General features: G+C 34.6%; 18 protein-coding genes. 3 read left to right on the top strand and 15 right to left on the bottom strand.

From position 1 onward, the window contains the following. Positions 1–9 precede the first annotated feature (9 nt). Together HCJ45_RS02685 and HCJ45_RS02690 are read right to left on the bottom strand one after the other, a co-directional pair. Entirely contained in the window at positions 10–3,081 is a 3,072-nt protein-coding gene (locus HCJ45_RS02685; RefSeq protein WP_185395554.1) for an SbcC/MukB-like Walker B domain-containing protein, read from the bottom strand. After that, on the bottom strand, positions 3,078–4,202 hold the full coding sequence (locus tag HCJ45_RS02690) for an exonuclease SbcCD subunit D (protein ID WP_185395553.1): 1,125 nt from the start codon (positions 4,200–4,202) through the stop codon (positions 3,078–3,080). The genes HCJ45_RS02685 and HCJ45_RS02690 overlap by 4 nt, the downstream gene beginning before the upstream one ends. A 115-nt stretch (positions 4,203–4,317) precedes the next feature. Between HCJ45_RS02690 and HCJ45_RS02695 the strand changes: the two genes are divergently transcribed. Beyond that, complete coding sequence (locus HCJ45_RS02695) at positions 4,318–4,926, top strand: lysophospholipid acyltransferase family protein (RefSeq protein WP_185347848.1); 609 nt, start codon at positions 4,318–4,320, stop codon at positions 4,924–4,926. Positions 4,927–4,974: 48 nt separating this feature from the next. Here the strand turns inward: HCJ45_RS02695 and HCJ45_RS02700 are convergent, their stop codons facing one another. From HCJ45_RS02700 to HCJ45_RS02735, 8 genes are all read right to left on the bottom strand, one after another. Beyond that, complete coding sequence (locus HCJ45_RS02700) at positions 4,975–5,493, bottom strand: hypothetical protein (protein WP_185349591.1); 519 nt, start codon at positions 5,491–5,493, stop codon at positions 4,975–4,977. Positions 5,494–5,665: 172 nt separating this feature from the next. Further along, positions 5,666–6,154 (bottom strand): CcdC family protein, encoded by a 489-nt coding sequence (locus tag HCJ45_RS02705; RefSeq protein ID WP_185395552.1) that lies wholly within the window; start codon positions 6,152–6,154, stop codon positions 5,666–5,668. An 80-nt stretch (positions 6,155–6,234) separates the two neighbouring features. Further along, entirely contained in the window at positions 6,235–8,040 is a 1,806-nt protein-coding gene (locus HCJ45_RS02710) for an ABC transporter ATP-binding protein (RefSeq protein WP_185395551.1), read from the bottom strand. Next, a complete protein-coding gene (locus HCJ45_RS02715) occupies positions 8,027–9,793 on the bottom strand; it encodes an ABC transporter ATP-binding protein (RefSeq protein WP_185395550.1) in 1,767 nt (588 codons plus the stop codon). Before HCJ45_RS02715 ends, HCJ45_RS02710 begins: the two co-directional genes overlap by 14 nt. Before the next feature lie 591 nt (positions 9,794–10,384). Further along, entirely contained in the window at positions 10,385–11,005 is a 621-nt protein-coding gene (locus HCJ45_RS02720) for a cell surface protein (protein ID WP_185395549.1), read from the bottom strand. A 19-nt stretch (positions 11,006–11,024) separates the two neighbouring features. After that, positions 11,025–11,519 carry a matrixin family metalloprotease gene (locus HCJ45_RS02725; protein ID WP_185395548.1) on the bottom strand — a complete coding sequence of 165 codons (495 nt, stop codon included), beginning with the start codon at positions 11,517–11,519 and terminating at the stop codon, positions 11,025–11,027. 767 nt (positions 11,520–12,286) lie between these two features. Continuing rightward, positions 12,287–12,625: an arsenic metallochaperone ArsD family protein gene (locus tag HCJ45_RS02730; RefSeq protein ID WP_185395547.1), complete on the bottom strand. Its 339-nt coding sequence runs from the start codon at positions 12,623–12,625 to the stop codon at positions 12,287–12,289. Next, on the bottom strand, positions 12,622–13,167 hold the full coding sequence (locus HCJ45_RS02735) for a hypothetical protein (RefSeq protein ID WP_185395546.1): 546 nt from the start codon (positions 13,165–13,167) through the stop codon (positions 12,622–12,624). Before HCJ45_RS02735 ends, HCJ45_RS02730 begins: the two co-directional genes overlap by 4 nt. Positions 13,168–14,736: 1,569 nt before the next feature. Between HCJ45_RS02735 and HCJ45_RS14915 the strand changes: the two genes are divergently transcribed. Further along, a complete protein-coding gene (locus tag HCJ45_RS14915; RefSeq protein ID WP_246456423.1) occupies positions 14,737–15,108 on the top strand; it encodes a hypothetical protein in 372 nt (123 codons plus the stop codon). A gap of 20 nt (positions 15,109–15,128) precedes the next feature. Here the strand turns inward: HCJ45_RS14915 and tsf are convergent, their stop codons facing one another. Both tsf and rpsB read right to left on the bottom strand, forming a co-directional pair. Beyond that, positions 15,129–16,013 (bottom strand): translation elongation factor Ts, encoded by an 885-nt coding sequence (gene tsf / locus HCJ45_RS02745; protein ID WP_185349451.1) that lies wholly within the window; start codon positions 16,011–16,013, stop codon positions 15,129–15,131. Positions 16,014–16,092: 79 nt separating this feature from the next. Further along, positions 16,093–16,842, bottom strand: a complete 750-nt coding sequence (gene rpsB / locus HCJ45_RS02750; protein WP_014093012.1) for a 30S ribosomal protein S2 — start codon at positions 16,840–16,842, stop codon at positions 16,093–16,095. A 340-nt stretch (positions 16,843–17,182) separates the two neighbouring features. On the opposite strand from rpsB, the gene HCJ45_RS02755 reads away from it, so the two are divergent. Beyond that, positions 17,183–17,509 (top strand): DUF3592 domain-containing protein, encoded by a 327-nt coding sequence (locus HCJ45_RS02755; RefSeq protein ID WP_187123939.1) that lies wholly within the window; start codon positions 17,183–17,185, stop codon positions 17,507–17,509. An 83-nt stretch (positions 17,510–17,592) separates the two neighbouring features. Here HCJ45_RS02755 and HCJ45_RS02760 read toward each other — a convergent pair whose 3' ends face one another. From HCJ45_RS02760 to HCJ45_RS02770, 3 genes are all read right to left on the bottom strand, one after another. Next, the gene (locus HCJ45_RS02760) at positions 17,593–19,041 is read right to left on the bottom strand and encodes a PTS transporter subunit EIIC (protein ID WP_185395544.1); all 1,449 of its coding nucleotides are present in this window, start codon (positions 19,039–19,041) and stop codon (positions 17,593–17,595) included. 12 nt (positions 19,042–19,053) lie between these two features. Then, positions 19,054–19,944 (bottom strand): N-acetylmuramic acid 6-phosphate etherase, encoded by an 891-nt coding sequence (gene murQ / locus HCJ45_RS02765; protein ID WP_185349445.1) that lies wholly within the window; start codon positions 19,942–19,944, stop codon positions 19,054–19,056. A 151-nt stretch (positions 19,945–20,095) separates the two neighbouring features. Continuing rightward, on the bottom strand, positions 20,096–20,947 hold the full coding sequence (locus tag HCJ45_RS02770; RefSeq protein ID WP_185349443.1) for a MurR/RpiR family transcriptional regulator: 852 nt from the start codon (positions 20,945–20,947) through the stop codon (positions 20,096–20,098). Between the last annotated feature and the right edge of the window lie 41 nt (positions 20,948–20,988).

The following is a 20,988-nucleotide window of genomic DNA, read 5'->3' on the forward strand; positions in this document are numbered from 1 at the left end:
GGCAGACTTTTAGTTATTAGCTGTAATAAATTTAGTCGTACTACCATGATTGGTCGCTGTTACTTCCAATCTTGCAGAAATTCGCTCTTTTAGTTCAGGAACATGTGAGATAATTCCAACAAGGCGCCCATTTTCCTGTGTTTCTAGTAAACATTCAACTGCTACTTCCAGTGATTCTGGATCTAATGTTCCAAAACCTTCATCAATAAACATCGTCTCTAGTGAGATTCCCCCAGCCATTTCCTGCACCACTTCTGCTAGAGACAAAGCAAGTGCCAGAGAAGTTTTAAAGCTTTCTCCGCCTGAAAGTGTCTTCACATGACGGGTTAGTCCTGTATATTCATCAAAAACTTCTAATTCTAGACCGCTTTGGACATTTCCTTTAGCTTTTTCAACTTTACGACGTAGCTCAAAACGTCCACTTGTCATTTTCGATAAACGATGATTCGCCCGGTGAATAATCGTATCTAAAAACATCGCTAGTATATAACGTTCAAACGTGAGTCTACGTGGATTTTTACCACGTGCTACATCCGCTAACAAACCAATATCTGCATAATTGGCTTCTGCTTGTTCGACTGCTTGAATGCTTTTTTGGTAATTTTCCACGAGTTCTTTGCGTTTTGCTAATAATTCACGCTGCTTTATTGTGTCTTCTTCTAATTGCATTAATATTTGTTGTTTTTCTTTCATAAACAGTTCAAGTTGTTCGATATTTGGTTTTTGTTTATCTTTTAATTTTGCAGTTAAATCTGCTTGACGTGAAATGGCCAAATGACGTTTTTTCTGAAACTCAGAAATTTGTGTTTCTAAACTTGCAAGCTCTTCCTCTGCCATTAAGGCTTGTTTATAAGCTTCATAATTTGAAAAATGATTTTCTTTCATCGCCTCTTTAAAAATTTCCCGCTGTACTTGTAAAGCCATTTTCGCATCTGCGGTTGTTTTGATAGCAATAGTTAAAGTGGATTCTAACCTAGTTGTTTCTTTTTCTGCCTGCTTGTACATTGTTTCCACATGTTCTTTTTGTGTTTCGTAGTCTTGAATATTTGTTTGCAGCTTATTTTTTTGCTTATCAAAAACAGCTTTATCTCGCATATCAACTGGGATAGATTGCTCTAGATAACTTAATTTCCCATTCGCTAATTGCACTTGTTGATGTAAGCTTTCTACTTGCTCTCCGATACTGTTTTTTTCTAATTCAGTTTCTTTTTGTTTGTTTTTCAATGTGTTTATTTTAGTTTGGATATTTTCTTTTTGAGCTATTTTTAATTGCAATGCCTCGATTTGTTTTGTTAGTTCAATGGTTAATTGCTGTTGTTCCGCCAAGCTTTTACTTACTTCCTCTAAAGGGACATCTTGAATTTCCGCCCACTCATTTAATTGCCAATCCAATTGACTAATTGTTTTTTCTGTAGTGGAAAGGGTTAATTGTTTGGCTTGTAAATTCGCTTTTGCCTGTTCTAATTGTTCTAGGTTAGCAGCTTCCTCCCAAGTTGCAAGTTCTGGATGTGTTAGTGAACCGCAAACTGGACAAGCTTCTCCGTCGTGCAAATGTTCTGCAAGCGTAGCGGCTTGTTCTTTTGCAAATTTTGTTTCTTCTTGTTTTATCATCGTTTCTATAGTATTTTTTTCTAATACAAGACGTGTAAGTGTTTGTTCTTCTGTTTGTTTTTGTTTCTCCCAAGCAATCATTTTTGTTCGTTTATTTATTAATTCTTGATTTTTTTCGATTTGTGTTTCCATTGTTGTTCGCTTTTGGATAGTTTCTAAATTAGCTACTTCCGCTTCGTTTATTTCATTTAAGCTTGCTTCTGCTGCTTCCACTTCTGCTAATAATGCCTGCTGTTTATCCATTACTTTTTGTAAAAAATCTACTTGTTCTTTCCACTCTAATTCCGTACGACGTTTTTGTACGGTAACTGTTTCTAATTCAATTATTTTTGGTTCCATTTCTTCTAATTGGAAAAGTTGACGTTTGTTAGCCTCAAGTTCTGCTTCGTGTTTTGCAAGTGTTTCTTTTTGTTTTTTTGCGTTTGCAAACTGTTCGGTTACTTTTTCAACATCTAGTGTAACTTGTTTTTCTCTCACTTCTGCTGTTTGTAGTTGTTCTTTCAAACGTAAACAAAGAGCATCTTGTGAACGTAAATTATTTGCTCTTTTCGCTTTTTCTAGCTGTTTTTCCATCGCTTGATAATAATCCAACGCTTGTTCTAGTGTTGCAACTTCCTCCGTATACAAATCCAAATGATGCCAATCAAGTAGCTGCTCTTTTGCTAGTGTTACTTTTTCCACTGCTTGACTAGTTTCTTCCCGAATAACAACTAATTTGTTTTCTAAATCAACTAAATGAGTCTCTTCTTGAGCAATGGCGCTTGTTTGAAGCGTGCTAATTTCGGCAGTAGTTTTTCCAGCGACTTCTATACCAGGTACGCTAAGTTCCGCTAGTTCGGTTACTTTCTTTCTAGCGTCAGTGACGAAAATTTCGGCTTCTTTTTGTTTTTTCCATAAAATATTTTCTACTTTTTCATAATAAAGCGTATGCGCCAACCGTTGTAAAATCACTTCTTTCTCCTTACTATCTGAAACAAGTAATTCACGAAACTCTCCTTGTGGAATCATCAAAATTTGCCTAAATTGATCAACATTTAATTGGATTAATTCTTCCATTTTCGTATTAACATCTCGCACTGAGCTTGCTAGTAGCTTCATTTCATCCCCAATCAACTCATATAATTCTGCTTTTTGAGGAGAAATGGTTGTTCCGTTACCCCGCTGTTTGGCAATTTCCTGTTGTGGAATACGGCTAATTTGATAAATATGCTCCTTGAGTCTAAAAACTAGTGTCACTTCTGTAATCTCTTTATCTGTTGCAAAATGACTACGCATCGAGAAACCCTCTCTATCAAACGTATTCGCCTTACCAAAAATGGCAAAGCTAATCGCATCAAAAATTGTTGACTTCCCTGCACCGGTTTTTCCAGAAATTACAAAAATTTGCTCATTACCAAGTTTCTCAAAATCAATTACTTCCTTTTTAGCATACGCTCCGAAAGCTTGCATAGTTAGTTTAATTGGTCTCATTCTACCTCTTCCTTTCTTGCAAGCTCGAAAATATTAGTTAATTTTTCCTTTTGTTCCTTTGTTAATTCTGTCCCATTAGTGTATTCAAAAAATTGATCAAACAGTTCTAAATCATCTTTTTTCATCACTTCTTCAAAACTAGCTTGTGATTCTTTTAGTTGCTGTTTTTTTCGTTCTAAATGTAAAATATTCGGATAAAATTGGCGCAATTTCCCCATTGGATCAATTAGCGCACCTTCATCCATTAGATTTACTTGAAAGAAATCATCTGGAGTTTCAACCAAATTCTCTGTAAGTTCTGCCAAAGTTCCAGAAATTATCCGCATATCATGTTTTGGTGTAAGCAAACGTTCTTCCACACATACAAGCGAATTCCCTTCGATTTCAACAATCCGCACACTTTTCTTATCACTCACTTCCGAGAAAGAATACTTAAGCGGAGAACCACTATAAAAAATCGACGGGTGATTTATCGCATGCGGATGATGCAAATGCCCAAGTGCTGTATAGGTAAAACCATCAAAGCAATTAGTCGACACACGGTCCACGTTTCCAATTGCCAGTTGTCGCTCTGAGTCACTCGGTAATCCTCCAGAAACAAAAGCATGTCCTACTAAAATTTGCGCCTTCTCTGGATTCCATTTAGTACGAATTTGTTTCGTTATCGCTTGCATGGCATCTTCAAAGCTTCGGATGGATGTATCATTAAACGCCTCTCTAATAACGGCTGGTTCATGATAAGGCACCAACCAAACTTCTGCATCCATAAAAGGAATTGCTTCAAATTCAGCGCTACATTTCCCCTTCATATAAAGTTTACTGCTTTCATACCACTGTGTACCAAATGACAGTCGTTCTGCGCTGTCATGATTCCCACTAATCGCGAAAATCGGAATACCAAGCTCGACATTCCATTTTACTAATATATCGTTTAAAACGTTCACTGCATCCGCTGGTGGTATGGACCGGTCATATAAGTCCCCAGCCACAATTAAGGCATCAATCTTTTCCTCCTGAGCAATCTTCGTTATTTGTGCTAAAATATATTCCTGTTCCGCAAGCATTGATACTCCCGAAACAATTTTCCCTAAATGTAAATCAGCTGTATGTAAAAATTTCATCATTATCCTCTTTTCTTTTTCCCGTAGATTATTTATTTTTAATGCAAAAGTTGTTATTTTTAAGTATACTAGATATAGTCTAAAAAAATAACTAGCAATATTGGGAGTGAAGAAGTTGTTTTATCATTTCGCAAAAAACCTCGTTCATTTTATTTTAATTATTCTTGGTGGGCGATTTCAAGTACAAAATAAAGACAAAATTATTGAAGCACCTTATGTAGTTGTTTCCACCCATACGTCTTGGATTGAAATCTTATACCTAGGTTTCGCATTATCACCAACGCCAGTTCATTATATGGCTAAACAAGAGCTATTCAAAGGAAAGATGCTCAACTGGCTAATGACTCACTTAAATGCCTTCCCAGTGAATCGTGACAATCCAGGGCCAAGTGCAATTAAAGCACCTATTCGGATGTTGAAATCAGGTAAAGTTGTTGGTATTTTCCCTAGTGGTACAAGAAAGACAACTAACCTTCATCTAAAACGAGGCGCCGTGACGATTGCTCATAAAGCGAAAGTACCAATGCTTCCGGCTGTCTATGATGGTCCAAAAACATTTGGTGAAATCTTAAAACGCAAAAAAATTATTATTCGCTTTGGTGACCCTGTCTTATTCAATGATACCGAACTTGACCAAAAAGAGCTACTAGAAGTTAAATCTCAAGAATTAATGGCAACTTTTGAACAATTACAAAATGAAATCAATCAAACGAAAAAGAAATAATAAAAAAAGACCGCTTCCTTCCAAAAAGGAAAACGGTCTTTTTTCTTATCAAGAAGCTGTATCAGTTGTGATACTTGAAGGGTTTAGCCCTGCTTCTTTTAATACGTTAGCCAATGCTTCGTCCGCTTTAGCCATCGCTTCATCTGCTTTTGTTGTATCACGTCCACTAGCTTTAAGTGCATCTGATTCTTGTTTATAAGCAATGCTTAAATCTTCTACAGCTGTTTTAAAATCATCTGTATATTTACCAAGGTCAGGTGTTTTTTGACTAGCTAATTCAACAGAAACTTTTAATGCAGATTCACTTGCTGGTTTTGCAAGTGCTGCTAGTTCTGCTTCACCAGGTTTTGGATCTGCACCAACTGCTGCTACATAAGCATTATAGTCTGCGTTATTTGTGTCAATTACGTCTACCAAAGTCATATAATAATTTAGCACATCATCTTTCACATTGGTTGACTCAGATTTTTTTGTATCTTCTTTCTTGTCAGAACTACTAGAACCAGAACAAGCCGCAAGCGACAGACCTAGTGCTAAAGTTAAGACTACTAATAACCATTTTTTCACGCTGTTGTCCTCCTTTTTTCAAGCCAAACTCGGAAGCCCTTTTTTAACTGGCCGCGTCAGTCTCGGATTTGCTTCACCCATCCGGCAAGTAACATTACTCACGATGTAACATTATTCATTATAAGCTATTCATACTGCATAATTCAAGCAGTTTTAGAAAATGCTTTCACTATTATTCATAGTCTGCATTTACTTCTACTTTATTAAGTTCTTTTTCGGTATTTTTATATTGGAAATACATGACAATTCGCCACGGTACAATCATCGCAAAAGCCATAATCCAGAACATTCCTGATAATTCCCCAACTTCTAAACTACCACTAATCCAGTATTTAATAAAAATTCGAATAAGTAATAAACCCATCAAAATTACCGGAAAAGCTTTTGTTCGCTTAATAAAAACGTATTGATGGCGAACTTCAAATTTTGTTGTCCAAATTAAAATAATGGAAAATACAAGCCCCATCGCAACCGCTTCTAAAATATCTAGCCATGATACACGGAAAAAAGGAATGACAAACATGAGCGCGCCTGTCGACATCATTATTGGTGGTATGATAATCCCTTTTACACTTGCTGGTCGTTTGGATGCCTTCATTCTAATCATAATAATTCCAGCACCAAAAACAAGTGTAATAATAATTGAAATAACTAATGACACAACTAACTCCTCCTATTAATCTGCTCTAACACTTCGCTCCTCATTATATTCCTTTTACCGTGTGAAATAAACTTCTCTGCTTAAAGCGCATCTCTATAATCCATGCCACTATTTTGTAATTTGTACATTGCATGATAAACACCTTGTTCAGTAATTAATGTTTCATGTGTCCCTCGTTCAATAATTCGTCCCTTAGATAAAACTAATATCAAGTCGGCATCTTTAATTGTCGAAAGTCGATGCGCAATCGCAATCGTCGTCCGCCCTTCTCGCATTCGTTTTAATCCAGTTTGAATTAAGCTTTCGGTTTCTGTATCAATGTTTGCAGTCGCCTCATCTAGCACAAGTATTTGCGGATTAGTGACTACCGTTCGCGCAAATGAAATCAACTGTCTTTGCCCGCTAGAAAAGGAAGAACCTCTTTCAATTACCTTATGATTATATTGATCTGTTAATGTTTGAATAAATCCATCTGCTTGAACAAATTTTGCTGCATCTATAATTTGTTCATCTGTAATAGTTTTATTATATAAACGAATATTATTTTTAATATCACCATAAAACATAAAGCTATCTTGTAAAACTAAACCTGTTTTCTTTCGTAATTCTGCCATTTGATGCGATTTAATTGATTTTCCATCAATTAAAATATCGCCACGTTCAAATTCATAAAACCGCATCATCAAATTAATAATCGAACTTTTCCCGCTTCCAGTGTGTCCGACTAATGCTACCGTCTGCCCAGGTTCTGCAGTAAAGCTAATATTTTTAAGTACATCACGCCCACCCTCATAGGCAAAGGAAACATCTTTAAATTCGATTTTTGCTTGGGTGATTTTTGCATCAGGGTCATTTAATTGAGCCGGAACTTCTTCTGTTTCATCCATTATCCGAAATACTCGTGACGCTGCAGTGATTGCTTCTTGATACATCGCCAGTCGTTCCATCACATTATATATCGCTTCAAGAAAACGATCAAAATAGCTAATAAAAGCATAAATCGTTCCAATTGCCACAGGACCAATTAGTGATTCTGCACCAAAGAAACTAAGAATAATCACAACAGCAAGCGCATAGATTAAATCAATTGCCGGACCTAGAAGTAACGCATTAAATTTAATGTTCTTCATACCAACATCATAATAATCTTTGTTAATTTTCTCAAATTCTTTCACTAAACGACGCTCTTGATTGAACTGTTGTACGATAGACATGCCCGAAATAGACTCGGCAATTTTTGCATTTAATTGACTTAATTTTTCTCGTCTCGCACGATAAAATTTGGAACTATATTTCCGGTAAACAAAAATGATGAAGACGATTAATGGAAATAATAACAAACTATAAAGTGCTAGCTGAACATTAAGAGCAAACATCGCTGCATAGATTCCAATGAGCATAAATAAACTTTGAATGGCGGTTGATAAAACATTAATAAACATATCTTTTACAGCTTCCGTATCATTAGTTACCCGCGAAACAATACTTCCAGCTGGCGTTTTATCAAAATAACGCATACCGAGCGAATGTAGTTTAGTAAAAATATCAATTCGCATTTGTTGCACGATTTCTAAAGCGATTTTTTGAAAGAAAAGTAGTTGGAAATACCACACAATAGATTTTCCAATTGTAATCCCTAAATACCCCGCTCCAAGAATCAGTAAAGCCTGCATCTCCAAATTCATTGGTGTTAAATAATCATCTAAAAATATTTTAATCAAAATCGGAGTAAATACATCTGCAAGTGTAACAAGAAGAACTAAAACTCCCGTCCAAATCAAACTGGGAATATGATATTTTGTATAACGAAGCATTCGTTTTAAAACTTCGCGATGTTCTTTTCCCGACATCACTAACATTTCATCTTGCTCATTAATCGTTTCCATCTGCCGCACCCCCTTTTTCTAAGGCTTCTTCCAGTTGTTGCTCCTGAAACATTTCTGCATACCAACCATCTAATTTCATTAAATCATTATGTGTTCCACGTTCTACAATCTTTCCTTTGTCAATGACGATAATCAAATTAGCATGCTCCACAGAACTAAGACGATGCGCGCTAATAATCGTTGTTTTATCAGATCGATTTTCTTTTAAATTGGATAGAATTTGCTCTTCCGTTTTAGCATCAACTGCTGAAAGTGCATCATCTAATACAAGTAATTCCGGATTCATAATTAACGCACGAGCAATTGCAAGTCGTTGTTTTTGTCCTCCTGATAGCGATACTCCTCGTTCCCCAACAATAGTGTCATATCCTTGTTCAAAACCTAGAATATCCTCATCTACTGATACAAGTTGTGCTATTTTAGTCACTTCTTCTTGAGATGCTTCTGGTTTCCCAAAACGAATATTATCCCGAACCGTCGTTGAAAACAAAAATTGATCTTGCGGTATATAACCAATCGATTCTCGTAATGCTCGAACTGTGTAATCTTGAATTTTTATATTAGCAAAGGAAATTTCTCCATTATAAGTATCGTATTCACGCATCAGTAATTTTAATAGAGAAGTTTTACCCGCCCCTGTTCGTCCGACAATTCCAAGTGTTTCACCCGCTTTTAATTCAAAGTGAATATCTGCAAGGACTGGTTCTGATTCGTCTGGATACGTAAATTCATTTATAACCACTTGCAAATCACCATTCGGAACCGTATCTAGCGCTCCGTCATGATCTAATATATCTTCTTTCTCTGTTAATAAATGCTGCACACGGTCATAAGAAGCATTTCCGCGTTGAATGATATTGTATAAAAATCCAAATGCTAGCATAGGCCAAATTAGTAAGAATAAATAGTTCGAAAATGCGATTACTTGTCCAATAGTTAGTTCGCCATCCACAACAAACTTCGCACCAAACCCAAGAGCTAAAACAAAAGAAATCCCTACAATTATGGAAATCATCGGATCAAACATTGCATCCACTTTTGCTACAGCAATATTTTTTTTGACTACATCTTTGGCTTGTTTCGCAAAATCTTGAATATCTTCTTTCTCTTGTCCGAATGTACGTGTTACTTTAATTCCTGAAATACTTTCTTGTGTTTTATCATTTAATGTTGAAAATGCTGCTTGGGCGCCGTGGAACCGGTCATGTAGCTTTTTCCCAAGAATAGAACTCCCAAGAACCATAAACGGCATCGGTAATAATGCAATCAGTGTTAATCGCCAATCTATCGTTATCGCCATGGTAGCAATAACTGTTCCCCCTGTTAAAACCGAATCAGAAAGCGTTAAAACCCCAATACCAGCCACTTGCTGAATCGCCGTAATATCATTTGTCGCATGTGCCATTAAATCTCCTGTACGATACCTTTGAAAGAAAAATGGTGACATCTTCGTAAAATGTTCAAATAATCGTAAACGAAGCGTTCGCTGCAATTTATTATCTGAACCAAAAATGAGCATTCTCCATACATAACGTCCGCCATAAGCAAGAACCGCTGCTACAACAAGAATAAGCATCCACTTTATCAATTTCTCTTTTGTTAGCGAATCATTTGTTATGGCATCCACCGTATAACCAATTATTTGCGGCGGAACTAATTGCAAAAGTGCAATCATAAATAGGATGGTTACTCCAAATACATAAGATTTCCAATTTTCTTTAAAAAACCAACTCAAAGCTTTAAATATCTTCAAACGCCTTTTCCCTCCCTTTTTTCCTTAAAAATGGACAAATAAAAATAATGGACCAATTTTTGCCCATTATTACCCGAAAAAATATATTTATTTGCCACCACTTTGTATAAATAAAACCAAATTAAAGGAGAGTTTCCTTGCCCGTGAAATGGTCCGGTGAAATAAATGCTATTTTAACGCGCAATAATGCCTTGTTGGAAATCATATTATAATTATTCATCGTCCATTCCTCCTTTGTTTTTATTATGCAACGATATTAGTTTAACCGATTTTTTTTGAAAGCGCAACAAATAATTGCTAATTGTTCAAAAATTATTTTAATTGAACAATTTATTATTTAATGCTTTTTCTCCTATTTTTTAAAATTTTCAACCTAAAAAATAAAAAAACATGATAAGGTCCCAATTTTATAACGACGTAACGTCCTTCATAAAACTGCTATAATGACCTTAAAATGTATTTATCATAATTTCGATTACACAAGAATCTATCCATGCTAGGTAGTCATCAAGCTATTGAGACTACCTGCACGGATATTATTGAAATATACTTACAAAGCTTTATTATATTGATTTACTTAGGCTTTGCAAATCACTCTTCTATTGTCACAACTTGATTTTCAACCGCCTCTTCATAAAGCTCCACTTCTTCTGTTTGTCTCACTTCTTTATTTGTATCTAGTTCTTTTGTTTTTTCGTCAAATGAGATGGTTGAATTTGCCCCTGATACTAGCAAACTACCATCATCTTGTTCATAGGCAGTAAAAATATAGATTTGTCCTACTTTTGGAAGTTGATCATCTTCGAAAACATCATATGCCGAACCGTCTTCACGTAATCCCCCTTGTTTTTCAATGGAAATACTTTCTGCTGTAGGCAACTCATTTTTTAAATTGGTAATCACATCTAGTTCATATTGGGTATATGCCTCACCGATATATTCTATTTCACCATTGGCTTGTTCTATTGGAGTCTTATTTTTATAATTTGTGCCGATTTCCTTTGTCACTTCACCTACAAAAACGTAATCCGCATCACCAACTACTTCTTCGGGTTTATCCACATCTAAGGTATAATCGGAATAAATCTCATATATTGGAACTTCTTTTTTGGGAGTTGCAGCTTTATTTGTATATGTATTTACAACTAGAAAACAACTCATGACTAAAAGACACGTTGTAAAAACAATAATTGCGATTGTTTTCTTCTTCATTTTTACTTCCCCCTTTTAATTAATATTTTTTATATGCAGCATTATAAGATTGTTTATCATTTACAGATAAAGTTGTTTTGGAAGTACCATATTGATACATTACATCACTTGATGCATTATGGCCTAATCGTAAACCATGTCCCAGTTCATGTGTTGCAACATTTTGTTTCCCAGCATTATTTTGCTTATCCATATTTTTTTTATTAAAAGTGATTTTACCATTACTATAGGTGGTAGCGTTGACATTATTATTAACATAAACATCACTACAATAAACATCTGATTTATTGGTAGCAGATGCTGGTCTAATTACCCCTTTTTTATAAGCATTCCAAGTAGCTGCTCCTTTTTTTATATACGCCATATACTTGGAATTACCTGAATAATCTAGGTGCTTAGTAGAATCTACCAAATCCCAACTATTAATTTTAGCTGCAGCCTGTGCTTCTTTACCAGGTATGAAAACGGTACATAGGCAAACAAAAGCTAGCATTAAGATATACATTTTTTTCATGTTGTAACACTCCTTTTTGTTTTTTTAATTATATTTTGATAATTTCATGTATACCGATACAATAACCTCAGCCCCTTCTTACTTTCCGCATTTAATGTTTAAATACTAACACACTAAATTTATGTATAACCAAAAATGTAATGAAATGTCCGATTCTTGTCATGAACGACTAAATTTAAGCTTTTTTTAGAATTATTCTTACACATTATGAACTAAAGCTTATCCATTTATAGTATAATCAACACATTTTGAGTAACTATTAGTTATTTATTCATTTCAAAACCTCTTTGTCACAAAAACTCCTTATTTATAGCCTTATTCCCAAAATATTATTGGTTTTTTTCACATAAACTTAAAAACCCATTGAATAACTATGTATAGTTTATACGTTTTAAATTTAGAAATATGTCTACTAAGGGTTATATTGTTTTTTTTAAAAATAAAAAAAACCGCCTCTCACTAGGAGAGACAGTTTTTTATGCTTCATATTAAAATGAAATTATTTTTTCACTTGGGACATAAGTAGTTTTCAAATGGTTTATACAACAGATCTTCTGTAGCTTCACTGGCTTTTATCCCACAATCATTTCTATAAATAAGGAATAGCAGACCTTTTTCGAACAAAATTTATAAGGTATCAATCGATAAAATTTGTATCTTCTATTCAAGATATACATTCTAAAAAGATCATCGCTTGGTCATTGGGAAACTGGAACAGCATCAAAAGGAGAAGACAAATTTTCAGCTCTCCTTTTGATGCTTTATTGTTAATAATTATCGTCTGATTCCTGCGTACTTATACCTATATCCAATATATTTCCTATTTCTTTAGTGGATAAAAATTGACCTTTTTTAATTAATTTCCCATTCAGTATGACAATTGGAAGTTTTGTTAGTCCTTCTTTTTCTAGAATTTTTCTTACAAGGTCGTTATCTATAAAAGGCTGTATGTCTTCCTCATAGAAAAATAAATTAATATCAGCAGTTTTTTCCTTTAAAAAATAATAATTATCTTTGAATTGCTGCGTAGATATACTTTTAAATATTTCAATTTCTACTTCATCTTCTTTAATATCACTCAGACAATAATAGTTTAATTCTATCATCTACCTAAAGTTACACCCCCAGCTTTTGCAGAAACAGTTCCCATTCCCATTCTTGTATAATATTGAGTACTTACACTACATGGTAAGTATTTTTTCTTTCCTGTATAATCAAAGTAAATTCCTCCACCATAGGATTTTGGAGCTTTATATGGAAGCACTGCAGAACGCGTTCTTTTTGTTCCATAAGTTAATTGTGAGTTTAATTTCAAAAAACCTGATTTTGAAGCCGTAATAACATAAATTGTATAACCTTTTGTCGCGCCCACCTTCTTTGTTGATGCAGTCAAAGTGATTGCATTAATTGACATAAGTCCTGCTTTTAAAGGTGTTTTAATAATTGTTGTTTGTTGGTACTCCTCTTCCTCAGAGAATCCTTTACTACTTAAATAAGACTTTTCTGTACCAGATAAAGAGCTAAATTCTACTTCCTCACTAGCCTTATCTATTTTCACAGTAGATTCTTCAGCTTTTACTCCTTGTGGAAAACTAATACCTATGCTAATCAATATTAAGCTTATAAAGAGTTTTGATAGTAATTTCATTATGTTATCTCCTTTTTTATGTATTTACTTTTCTTCAACATACGTAGACTGATAGTATTCATTCTCTTCTGAAAACACCATAGACTTAATAATAGTTTGCGTTTTTTTATCCAAATTTTGAAATTTAGTAGGCTCACTAGAAGTACCCATCATTGTAACAAAAAGCAATCCAACAATTAATAATCCTCCCCATTTAAGCTTTTTTATTTTCCCACCGCCATTGAAAAAATTATAGCACATAAACAAAATGTATAACAAAAAAAGTAATGAAATGCCCGATTCTTGTCATGAACGACTAAAAATAGACCTTATTTAGAATAATTACTATACAATTTGTGTCGAATCAGGATTTTATACATCCAAAGCATCACAACAAGAGTCGTTATTCACAGATTATTCATTATAAAATTAAGACCTCACAAAACGTTCACTAATTGGCATGTTTTTATGTATTTTTTCAAGTCATTCATCACTAATTAGTGAAATAATTAACATTTTAAAATAATCCCGAATGAATAATTGTGTATATTTATTAGTTTGGAGTGAAAATCTCTGCTAACTATTGATTCATAATATAAGAATATGTAATACTGGTCTTGTGAATTTATTTCAAATTTCATTCAACTATTAGCTGTTCAAATTAACTGCGACACTGCGCTAAAAAGTTCGGTGTATTTTTTTTGCATAAAAGAAGCCCTAACGGTGAGGTTAGGCTAAAGATGAAAATTATATAGGTCTTTCAGTTTACACTTCAATTTATGGGATGAAAATGAACCTACTTTATATCATGATTCTGTAAAAAAAGAAATTAGCTTTTAAAAAGAAGTGCCCTTCCTGGGTTTTTCTTTAGAAATAAAAGCAGAACATAGGTACTAACAATAACTTTGAAAAGACGAATAATAATGCCCTGGACTAAATGGGAACAAACAAAGCATTTAGGAATATATGAGTATTCGACAAAAAAGGAAAACGTTACGGAATCCGAGTACGTTACAATCAAGGTAATAAGTATCTTGAAAAAAGCAAATCTGGGTTTAAAACCTTAGCATTTGCTAAAGTTTATAAAAACGAGATTGAAAATTTAAAGTATAGTAAAAAATCATATGTTTTCGAAAATCAAAAATTAACTTTAAATTTCTGGTTTGATTCTTATATGGAAATGTTTAAAAAAAGAAAAAGAGCAAGGATACAATAGCAAATAAATATTGTGTTTATAAAAATCACTTAGAATTCCCTTTTGGTAATTATTATTTAATTGATATAAGTTTAGAAATATATGAAGAGTTTTTACGAGAAAAGCTTGAAGAAGGATACGCATAAAACACGGTTAAAGCAATTCATAAATTGAAGAAATCAATTTTGAACTCTGCTGTCAGATACGAAAAGCTAGACAAGAATAGACTTCAATACGCAGAAATTGAACAATTAGACGCGGCGGAAGCCATTAAACTTAAGGTGTTAGAGACTGACGAATTCAATGTATTTATATCTGCTTGTAGAACATTTTTTACTAAATAAGATTTTTCTATGATCTATCTTGCTATTTAGGGAATGTGGCGAGGAGAAGAAATGGGTGTAAAACTCAAAAACCTTGCCTTCGACTATGTTAAGCAACAAGTTCGTATAACTTTAAAGTCTACTTGTACGCTTCGAACAGCTGAAGGAAAAGGAACAAAAACGCCTGCTGGTAGACGAACACTATTACTTGATGAAGAAGGTTATCATTTACTAAAATATTCAGTGGAAAAAGCGGTTACCATCGCCAAAGATCATGGATCCGTTTTACATCAAAATGATTTTATTTTTAGAAATCCAGTCTCTAATCGTCCTTGGGCACTTACTCGCATGAATGATTTGACAATTATATGGTATTCATACGAAATCACGAATAGTAAAAAACCCGTAATGCCAATAGAATCACGGGTTTTTAATGTCGTATAAAATCTCATACTAAATTCGAATTATTTTTTCACTTGGGACATAACTTCTTCTACAAAGTTATCTTCTTTTTTCTCGATTCCTTCGCCTACTTCGAAACGTACGAATGATGCTACTTTACCACCGTTTTGTTTCACGTATTCACCTACAGTGATATCAGGGTTTTTAACGAAAGGTTGGTCTTCTAAGGAAATTTCGCTTAGATATTTTTTCAAACGACCTTCTACCATTTTTTCAACGATATTAGCTGGTTTTCCTTCGTTTAATGCTTGTTGAGTTAACACTTCTTTTTCGTGTTCCACTTCTTCTGTTGAAACATCTTCACGAGAAATGTATTTAGGATTGATTGCAGCGATATGCATAGCAACATCTTTTGCAACTGCTGCATCCTTAGTTCCTTCAAGAAGTGTAAGTACACCAATACGTCCGTTCATGTGGATATACTCACCAAAAGCAGATTCATCCGCTTTTTCTTTTACTTCGAAGCGACGAAGAGAAATATTTTCACCGATTTTTGTAATTGCTTCTGTGATATAATCTTGAACAGTTTGTCCATTAGGCATTTCAGTTTTAAGTGCTTCTTCTAGGCTATCTGGGCGAACTGCAAGAATTTGTTTAGCAAGTGCATCAACTAATTGTTGGAAGTTATCATTTTTAGCTACAAAATCTGTTTCAGCATTTACTTCAAGTACTACGGCATGTTTATCGTTGCTGATTACATGTGTCATACCTTCAGAAGCAATACGGTCAGATTTTTTCGCTGCTTTAGCGATTCCTTTTTCACGAAGAAAATCAATTGCTTTTTCCATATCTCCTTCAGTTTCTACAAGTGCTTTTTTACAATCCATCATACCAGCACCAGTTTTTTCACGTAATTCTTTTACCATTTGAGCTGTAATATTTGCCATTTAATTTCCCTCCAATTTTTCTCTTTAAAAAAGGTGATAAGAATAGTGCCTTATCACCTTGAAAGTTTCAAATAAAATCTTATGCTTCCGTAGTTTCTTCTGTAGCTTTTTCTTCTACAGGAGCAACTTCGGCTTCCGTTAACTCTTCCCCTTGGTTTACTTCAATGATAGCGTCTGCCATTTTAGCAGTTAATAGTTTAACCGCACGAATAGCATCATCATTTGCAGGGATTACGTAGTCGATTTCATCCGGATCACAGTTTGTATCAACAATACCGATGATAGGAATATGAAGTTTACGAGCTTCTGCAACCGCAATACGTTCTTTGCGTGGGTCAACGATGAATAATGCATCTGGAAGACCTTTCATGTCTTTGATTCCGCCTAAGAAGCGTTCTAATTTTTCTTGTTCTTTTTTAAGAAGGACAACTTCTTTTTTAGGAAGGACTTCAAAAGTTCCATCAGCTTCCATTTTTTCGATTTTTTTAAGGTGTTGAATACGTTTTTGAATAGTTTCAAAGTTAGTTAAAGTTCCACCTAACCAACGATGATTCACGAAGTATTGTCCAGAACGGATAGCTTCGTCGCGAACGGATTCTTGTGCTTGTTTTTTAGTTCCTACAAACAGGATAGTTCCGTTGTCGCTAGCTACTTCACGCATGAAGTTGAAAGCTTCGTCTACTTTTTTCACTGTTTTTTGTAGGTCAATGATATAAATACCATTTCTTTCTGTGAAGATATATTTCTTCATTTTTGGGTTCCAACGACGAGTCTGATGACCGAAGTGAACGCCAGCTTCTAATAATTGTTTCATTGAAATAACAGGCATTGTGTTATTCCCTCCTATTGGTTTATTTTTTGCGGATAACCGCCCTCCGCATGGATCAACCAGCTGAAAAACTTGAGCAAATAATCGTCAAGCACCTTCCCAGTCTGTCACCGTGCGTGTGTGATTTAACACTAACAATAAATATAACATAATAACACTAAATTTGCAAGTTAAAGTTACATCTTTCCCTGCTACTAGTCTATAATGTAAACCTAGCAAATACAAAGTAATTTTTTAGCATTACTGTACAGTATTTTAGTTTTGTTCTCCTCGTATTCTTGAAAAAAACTTGACTTTCTTTTCTTTCAAATGCAAAATACATTTGAAAGGTATGATTAATGTGAAAAAATGGGGATTACGTATTTTAGTTATTCTAATTATTATTTTGGTTCTACTTTGGGCTACTGGAATTTTAAAACTAAGTTATGTAAATTTAAATGACACAGAAACAGTTGCAGAGATAACTCAAATTAAAAGAACAATTGAAGAAAAAGAATCAGGTGATGTTTATAAATTTTATATTACCTATAAAACAAAAGATCAACAAACTATAAAAACACATTTCCGAAAAGCTATTAATGTATACGAAGCCAATTACTATCAAGTTGGAAACAAGATTAAAATTCGTTATTCAAACTGGACACCTTCTGTTTGTGTAGCCATTTAATTACCATAACATCTCTTTTCTCGTAAATATCGTACAAAAAGCGCCAGATTTATCTGAGCGCTTTTTGGATAGTATTCAATGACTTATAACTCCACGCGTTCCATTGCATCTTTCGGTGTGCCAAAGAAATAAGTTAGGATAAATCCGCCTAAGTATGCTGCAACTAAACCAATGACATAAGAAAGCCATTCGTTATTAGCGATTAGTGGAATAAGTGCTACTCCAGATGGGCCGATTGCAATTGCTCCGACATTTCCAAAGAAGCCAATTACTGCCCCGCCAATACCACCTCCAAGACAAGCTGTTAGGAATGGCTTACCAAGTGGAATGGTTACACCGTAAATCAAAGGCTCACCGATACCTAAAATACCAACAGGAAGACCACCTTTGATCATATTTACAAGTGGTTTATTTTTACGACAGCGAATCCATAAAGCAATGGAAGCACCAACTTGTCCGCCACCTGCCATAGCGAGAATAGGTAATAAGATTGTGTAACCATTTTGAGCAATCATTTCTACATGAATTGGTGTTAAAACTTGGTGTAAGCCGAACATAACCATTGGTAAGAATAGTGTTCCTAAAACAAATCCTGCAAAAACACCACCAACTTCAATAACCCAGTTAATACCATTGACTAGTCCGTCTGATACTAATCCTGCAAATGGCATAATTAAGAAAATAGTTATTAAACCAATAATTAACAAAACTAGTGTGGGTGTAACAATAATGTCAATGGCATTGGGAATAATTTTGCGCAAGTTTTTTTCGAGTACACACATAAGCCAAACAGCTAGTAAAACTCCAATAATACCGCCTTGCCCTGCTGATATTGGGTTTCCAGTGAAAATATTGGTAATTGTATGCCCTTCTGCTAATCCAGAAAGAAGTGTAATCCCCGCAATTCCTCCACCAAGTACCGGTGTGCCGCCAAATTCATTTGCAGTGTTAATCCCTACATAAATTGCTAAGAAGTAAAATATACCTTTATTAATGACTCCTAGAATATCCACATATTGAGTCCAAACCGCTGCATCTAAGTATCCGGCCGTTATGTTGTTTGTTATAATGGCTGCTATACCTGCAATTAAACCTGCCCCAACAAATCCTGGAATTAATGGAACAAAAATATTTGATATAGATTTTAATAGCCGTTTAAAGCCGGAAGAATTATTTTGTTTAGCTTTCATTTCAGCTTTTGTTTTGGAAGCTTTTTCTTCTACTAGTTCTTTACCAGTTTTTGTCTCACTATCAAGATTTTCTTGAATAGTTTCACCGATTTTGACACCGGCCATCTCAGCCATAGCAGCAGCTACCTTATTGACAACACCTGGTCCAACTATAATTTGTAATGTATCATCTTCCACCACGCCAATGACACCTGGTACTTTTTTTAATTCTGCAATATCCACAAGATTACTATCAATAATACCTAGTCGCACTCTTGTCATACAATGAGCAATTCTTGAAACGTTACCCATTCCACCGACGTGAATAAATATTTGTTTGCCGATTTCTGCTTCTTTTGTCATTATTCCAGCTCCTTATTTTTTGATGGTATTTCGAACAAATCCTTTTGCTGCTTTTAATTTTTCTAATGCTACTTCTTTACTTGAATCAGTTAAAATCATTACGATAGCAACTTTGACATGTCTTCCAGATGTTTCATAAAATCTACTTGCTGTCTCATAATCGACTTCTGTTGCTTCCATAATAATTCTCTTAGAACGTTCTTCTAATTTTTTATTTGTCGATAAAACGTCTACCATTAAGTTCTTATAAACTTTCCCAATACCTACCATTGATGCTGTTGAAATCATGTTCAGTACTAGCTTCTGTGCTGTACCGGCTTTTAATCTAGTAGAGCCAGTTAAAACTTCAGCTCCAGTCACAATTTCCACCGCTATATCCGCATGTGCAGAAATTTCAGCATTAGCATTACAAGATATTGCGCCTGTTTTTGCACCAATTGAGTTTGCATAATCCAATGCACCAATCACATATGGTGTTCGCCCACTCGCTGCAATACCAATAACAAAATCATGTTTAGTTAATTGAATTTCCTTTAAATCAGCCTGTCCAAGCGATATAGAGTCCTCTGCTCCTTCTACGGCAGTTACAAAAGCTTTCTCTCCACCAGCAATTAAACCAATAACCTGCTCTTTTGCAACGCCAAACGTAGGGACACATTCTGCTGCGTCAAGCACACCTAACCTTCCGCTAGTCCCAGCTCCGAGATAAATTAATCTTCCCCCTTGTTCAAAACTGTTGATGACACCGCTTACAATACGTTCAATTTGAGGTAAGACTTTCTTGATAGCAGTTGGAACTGTTGCATCTTCTTCATTCATAACTGCTAAAATTTCTTTTGGCGAAAGTGTATCTAAATCAACTGTTTTTTTATTTCGCCCTTCTGTTCCTAAATTCTCTAGCATCTAACCACTCCTTCCAACACAGTATAATATAAATGAAATAAAATTTCAACATATATTTTAAAATTTAAAACTTTTGTTTATCAAAGCTTTTTAATGCTCCGTAAAAAAGATAGGAACTAGCTACATTTCATAAGCTAGTTCCTATCTCTATTTATTCTCTAAAACGGTTTGTCGCTTCTCGAGATTGTTTAATTTGTTCAATCATTTCATCATAGTGGTGAGACGCATAGTAGTAAAATAAAATATCAACTACTAGCAATTGCGCCTGTCTTGAACTAGTTGCTGTACTTCTGATTTCGGCTTCTGGGGCACGTGAAGTTTCTAAAGATAAATCGGCTCGTTCTTTTAATTTATTATGACCAAAACGTGTGAGACTAATGACAAGAACATTGTTTAATTTAGCTTGCTCAACCAGTTGTAATACTTCGGACGTTTCGCCACTATTAGAAATAGCAATAAAAACAGCTCTTTTCTTTCCTGTAGCAAAAGCCATTGCAAGAACATGCGCATCTTGAGTGGCTAAAACATGCTTTCCTGCTCGCAACCACTTTTGAGAGATGTCTTCTGCCACTAGCCAAGAAGCACCAACACCATAAGTATAAATTGTATCTGCGTCGCCTAGTAAATCACATGCCTCTAAAATTTTGGTTTCATTTAGCTGACTTGCCGTATCATTCATTGTTTGAATCATATTAGAAACTAATTTTTCTGTAATAGTATGAAAGTCTTCATTTGGTTCAATGTCGTAATATCCTTTTTTTTGTGGTTTCACTAAATCAAGTGATAATTGTCGCTTTAATTCAGGAAAGCTTTGAAGACCAATTGATTTACAGAAACGGACAACTGCTGCCCCGCTCGCGTCTGCTTGTTGAGCTAGTTTATGAATCGATGCTGTAGTTGTAAATTCAGGATTCGCTAATACTGCTTGTCCAATTTTTTTTTCTGATTTTGGCAAGTCGTCTAAAATGCCTTCTATTCGATTGATAATACTACCATTACTCATCAGCTTTTCTCCATTCCATTTTTCGTCATTATACCAAATAA

Origin of the sequence: Listeria immobilis, from assembly GCF_014322845.1 — a bacterium.
GTDB lineage: Bacteria > Bacillota > Bacilli > Lactobacillales > Listeriaceae > Listeria > Listeria immobilis.

Excerpts from the sequence above, each read along its gene's own strand:
- HCJ45_RS02725 (WP_185395548.1), bottom strand. The coding sequence starts at position 11,519 with ATGAAAAAAATGTATATCTTAATGCTAGCTTTTGTTTGCCTATGTACC.
- HCJ45_RS02735 (WP_185395546.1), bottom strand. The coding sequence starts at position 13,167 with ATGAAATTACTATCAAAACTCTTTATAAGCTTAATATTGATTAGCATA.
- HCJ45_RS14915 (WP_246456423.1), top strand. The coding sequence starts at position 14,737 with ATGGGTGTAAAACTCAAAAACCTTGCCTTCGACTATGTTAAGCAACAA.
- HCJ45_RS02770 (WP_185349443.1), bottom strand. The coding sequence starts at position 20,947 with ATGAGTAATGGTAGTATTATCAATCGAATAGAAGGCATTTTAGACGAC.
- murQ (WP_185349445.1), bottom strand. The coding sequence starts at position 19,944 with ATGCTAGAGAATTTAGGAACAGAAGGGCGAAATAAAAAAACAGTTGAT.
- HCJ45_RS02720 (WP_185395549.1), bottom strand. The coding sequence starts at position 11,005 with ATGAAGAAGAAAACAATCGCAATTATTGTTTTTACAACGTGTCTTTTA.
- HCJ45_RS02685 (WP_185395554.1), bottom strand. The coding sequence starts at position 3,081 with ATGAGACCAATTAAACTAACTATGCAAGCTTTCGGAGCGTATGCTAAA.
- rpsB (WP_014093012.1), bottom strand. The coding sequence starts at position 16,842 with ATGCCTGTTATTTCAATGAAACAATTATTAGAAGCTGGCGTTCACTTC.
- HCJ45_RS02710 (WP_185395551.1), bottom strand. The coding sequence starts at position 8,040 with ATGGAAACGATTAATGAGCAAGATGAAATGTTAGTGATGTCGGGAAAA.
- HCJ45_RS02730 (WP_185395547.1), bottom strand. The coding sequence starts at position 12,625 with ATGATAGAATTAAACTATTATTGTCTGAGTGATATTAAAGAAGATGAA.
- tsf (WP_185349451.1), bottom strand. The coding sequence starts at position 16,013 with ATGGCAAATATTACAGCTCAAATGGTAAAAGAATTACGTGAAAAAACT.
- HCJ45_RS02760 (WP_185395544.1), bottom strand. The coding sequence starts at position 19,041 with ATGACAAAAGAAGCAGAAATCGGCAAACAAATATTTATTCACGTCGGT.
- HCJ45_RS02690 (WP_185395553.1), bottom strand. The coding sequence starts at position 4,202 with ATGAAATTTTTACATACAGCTGATTTACATTTAGGGAAAATTGTTTCG.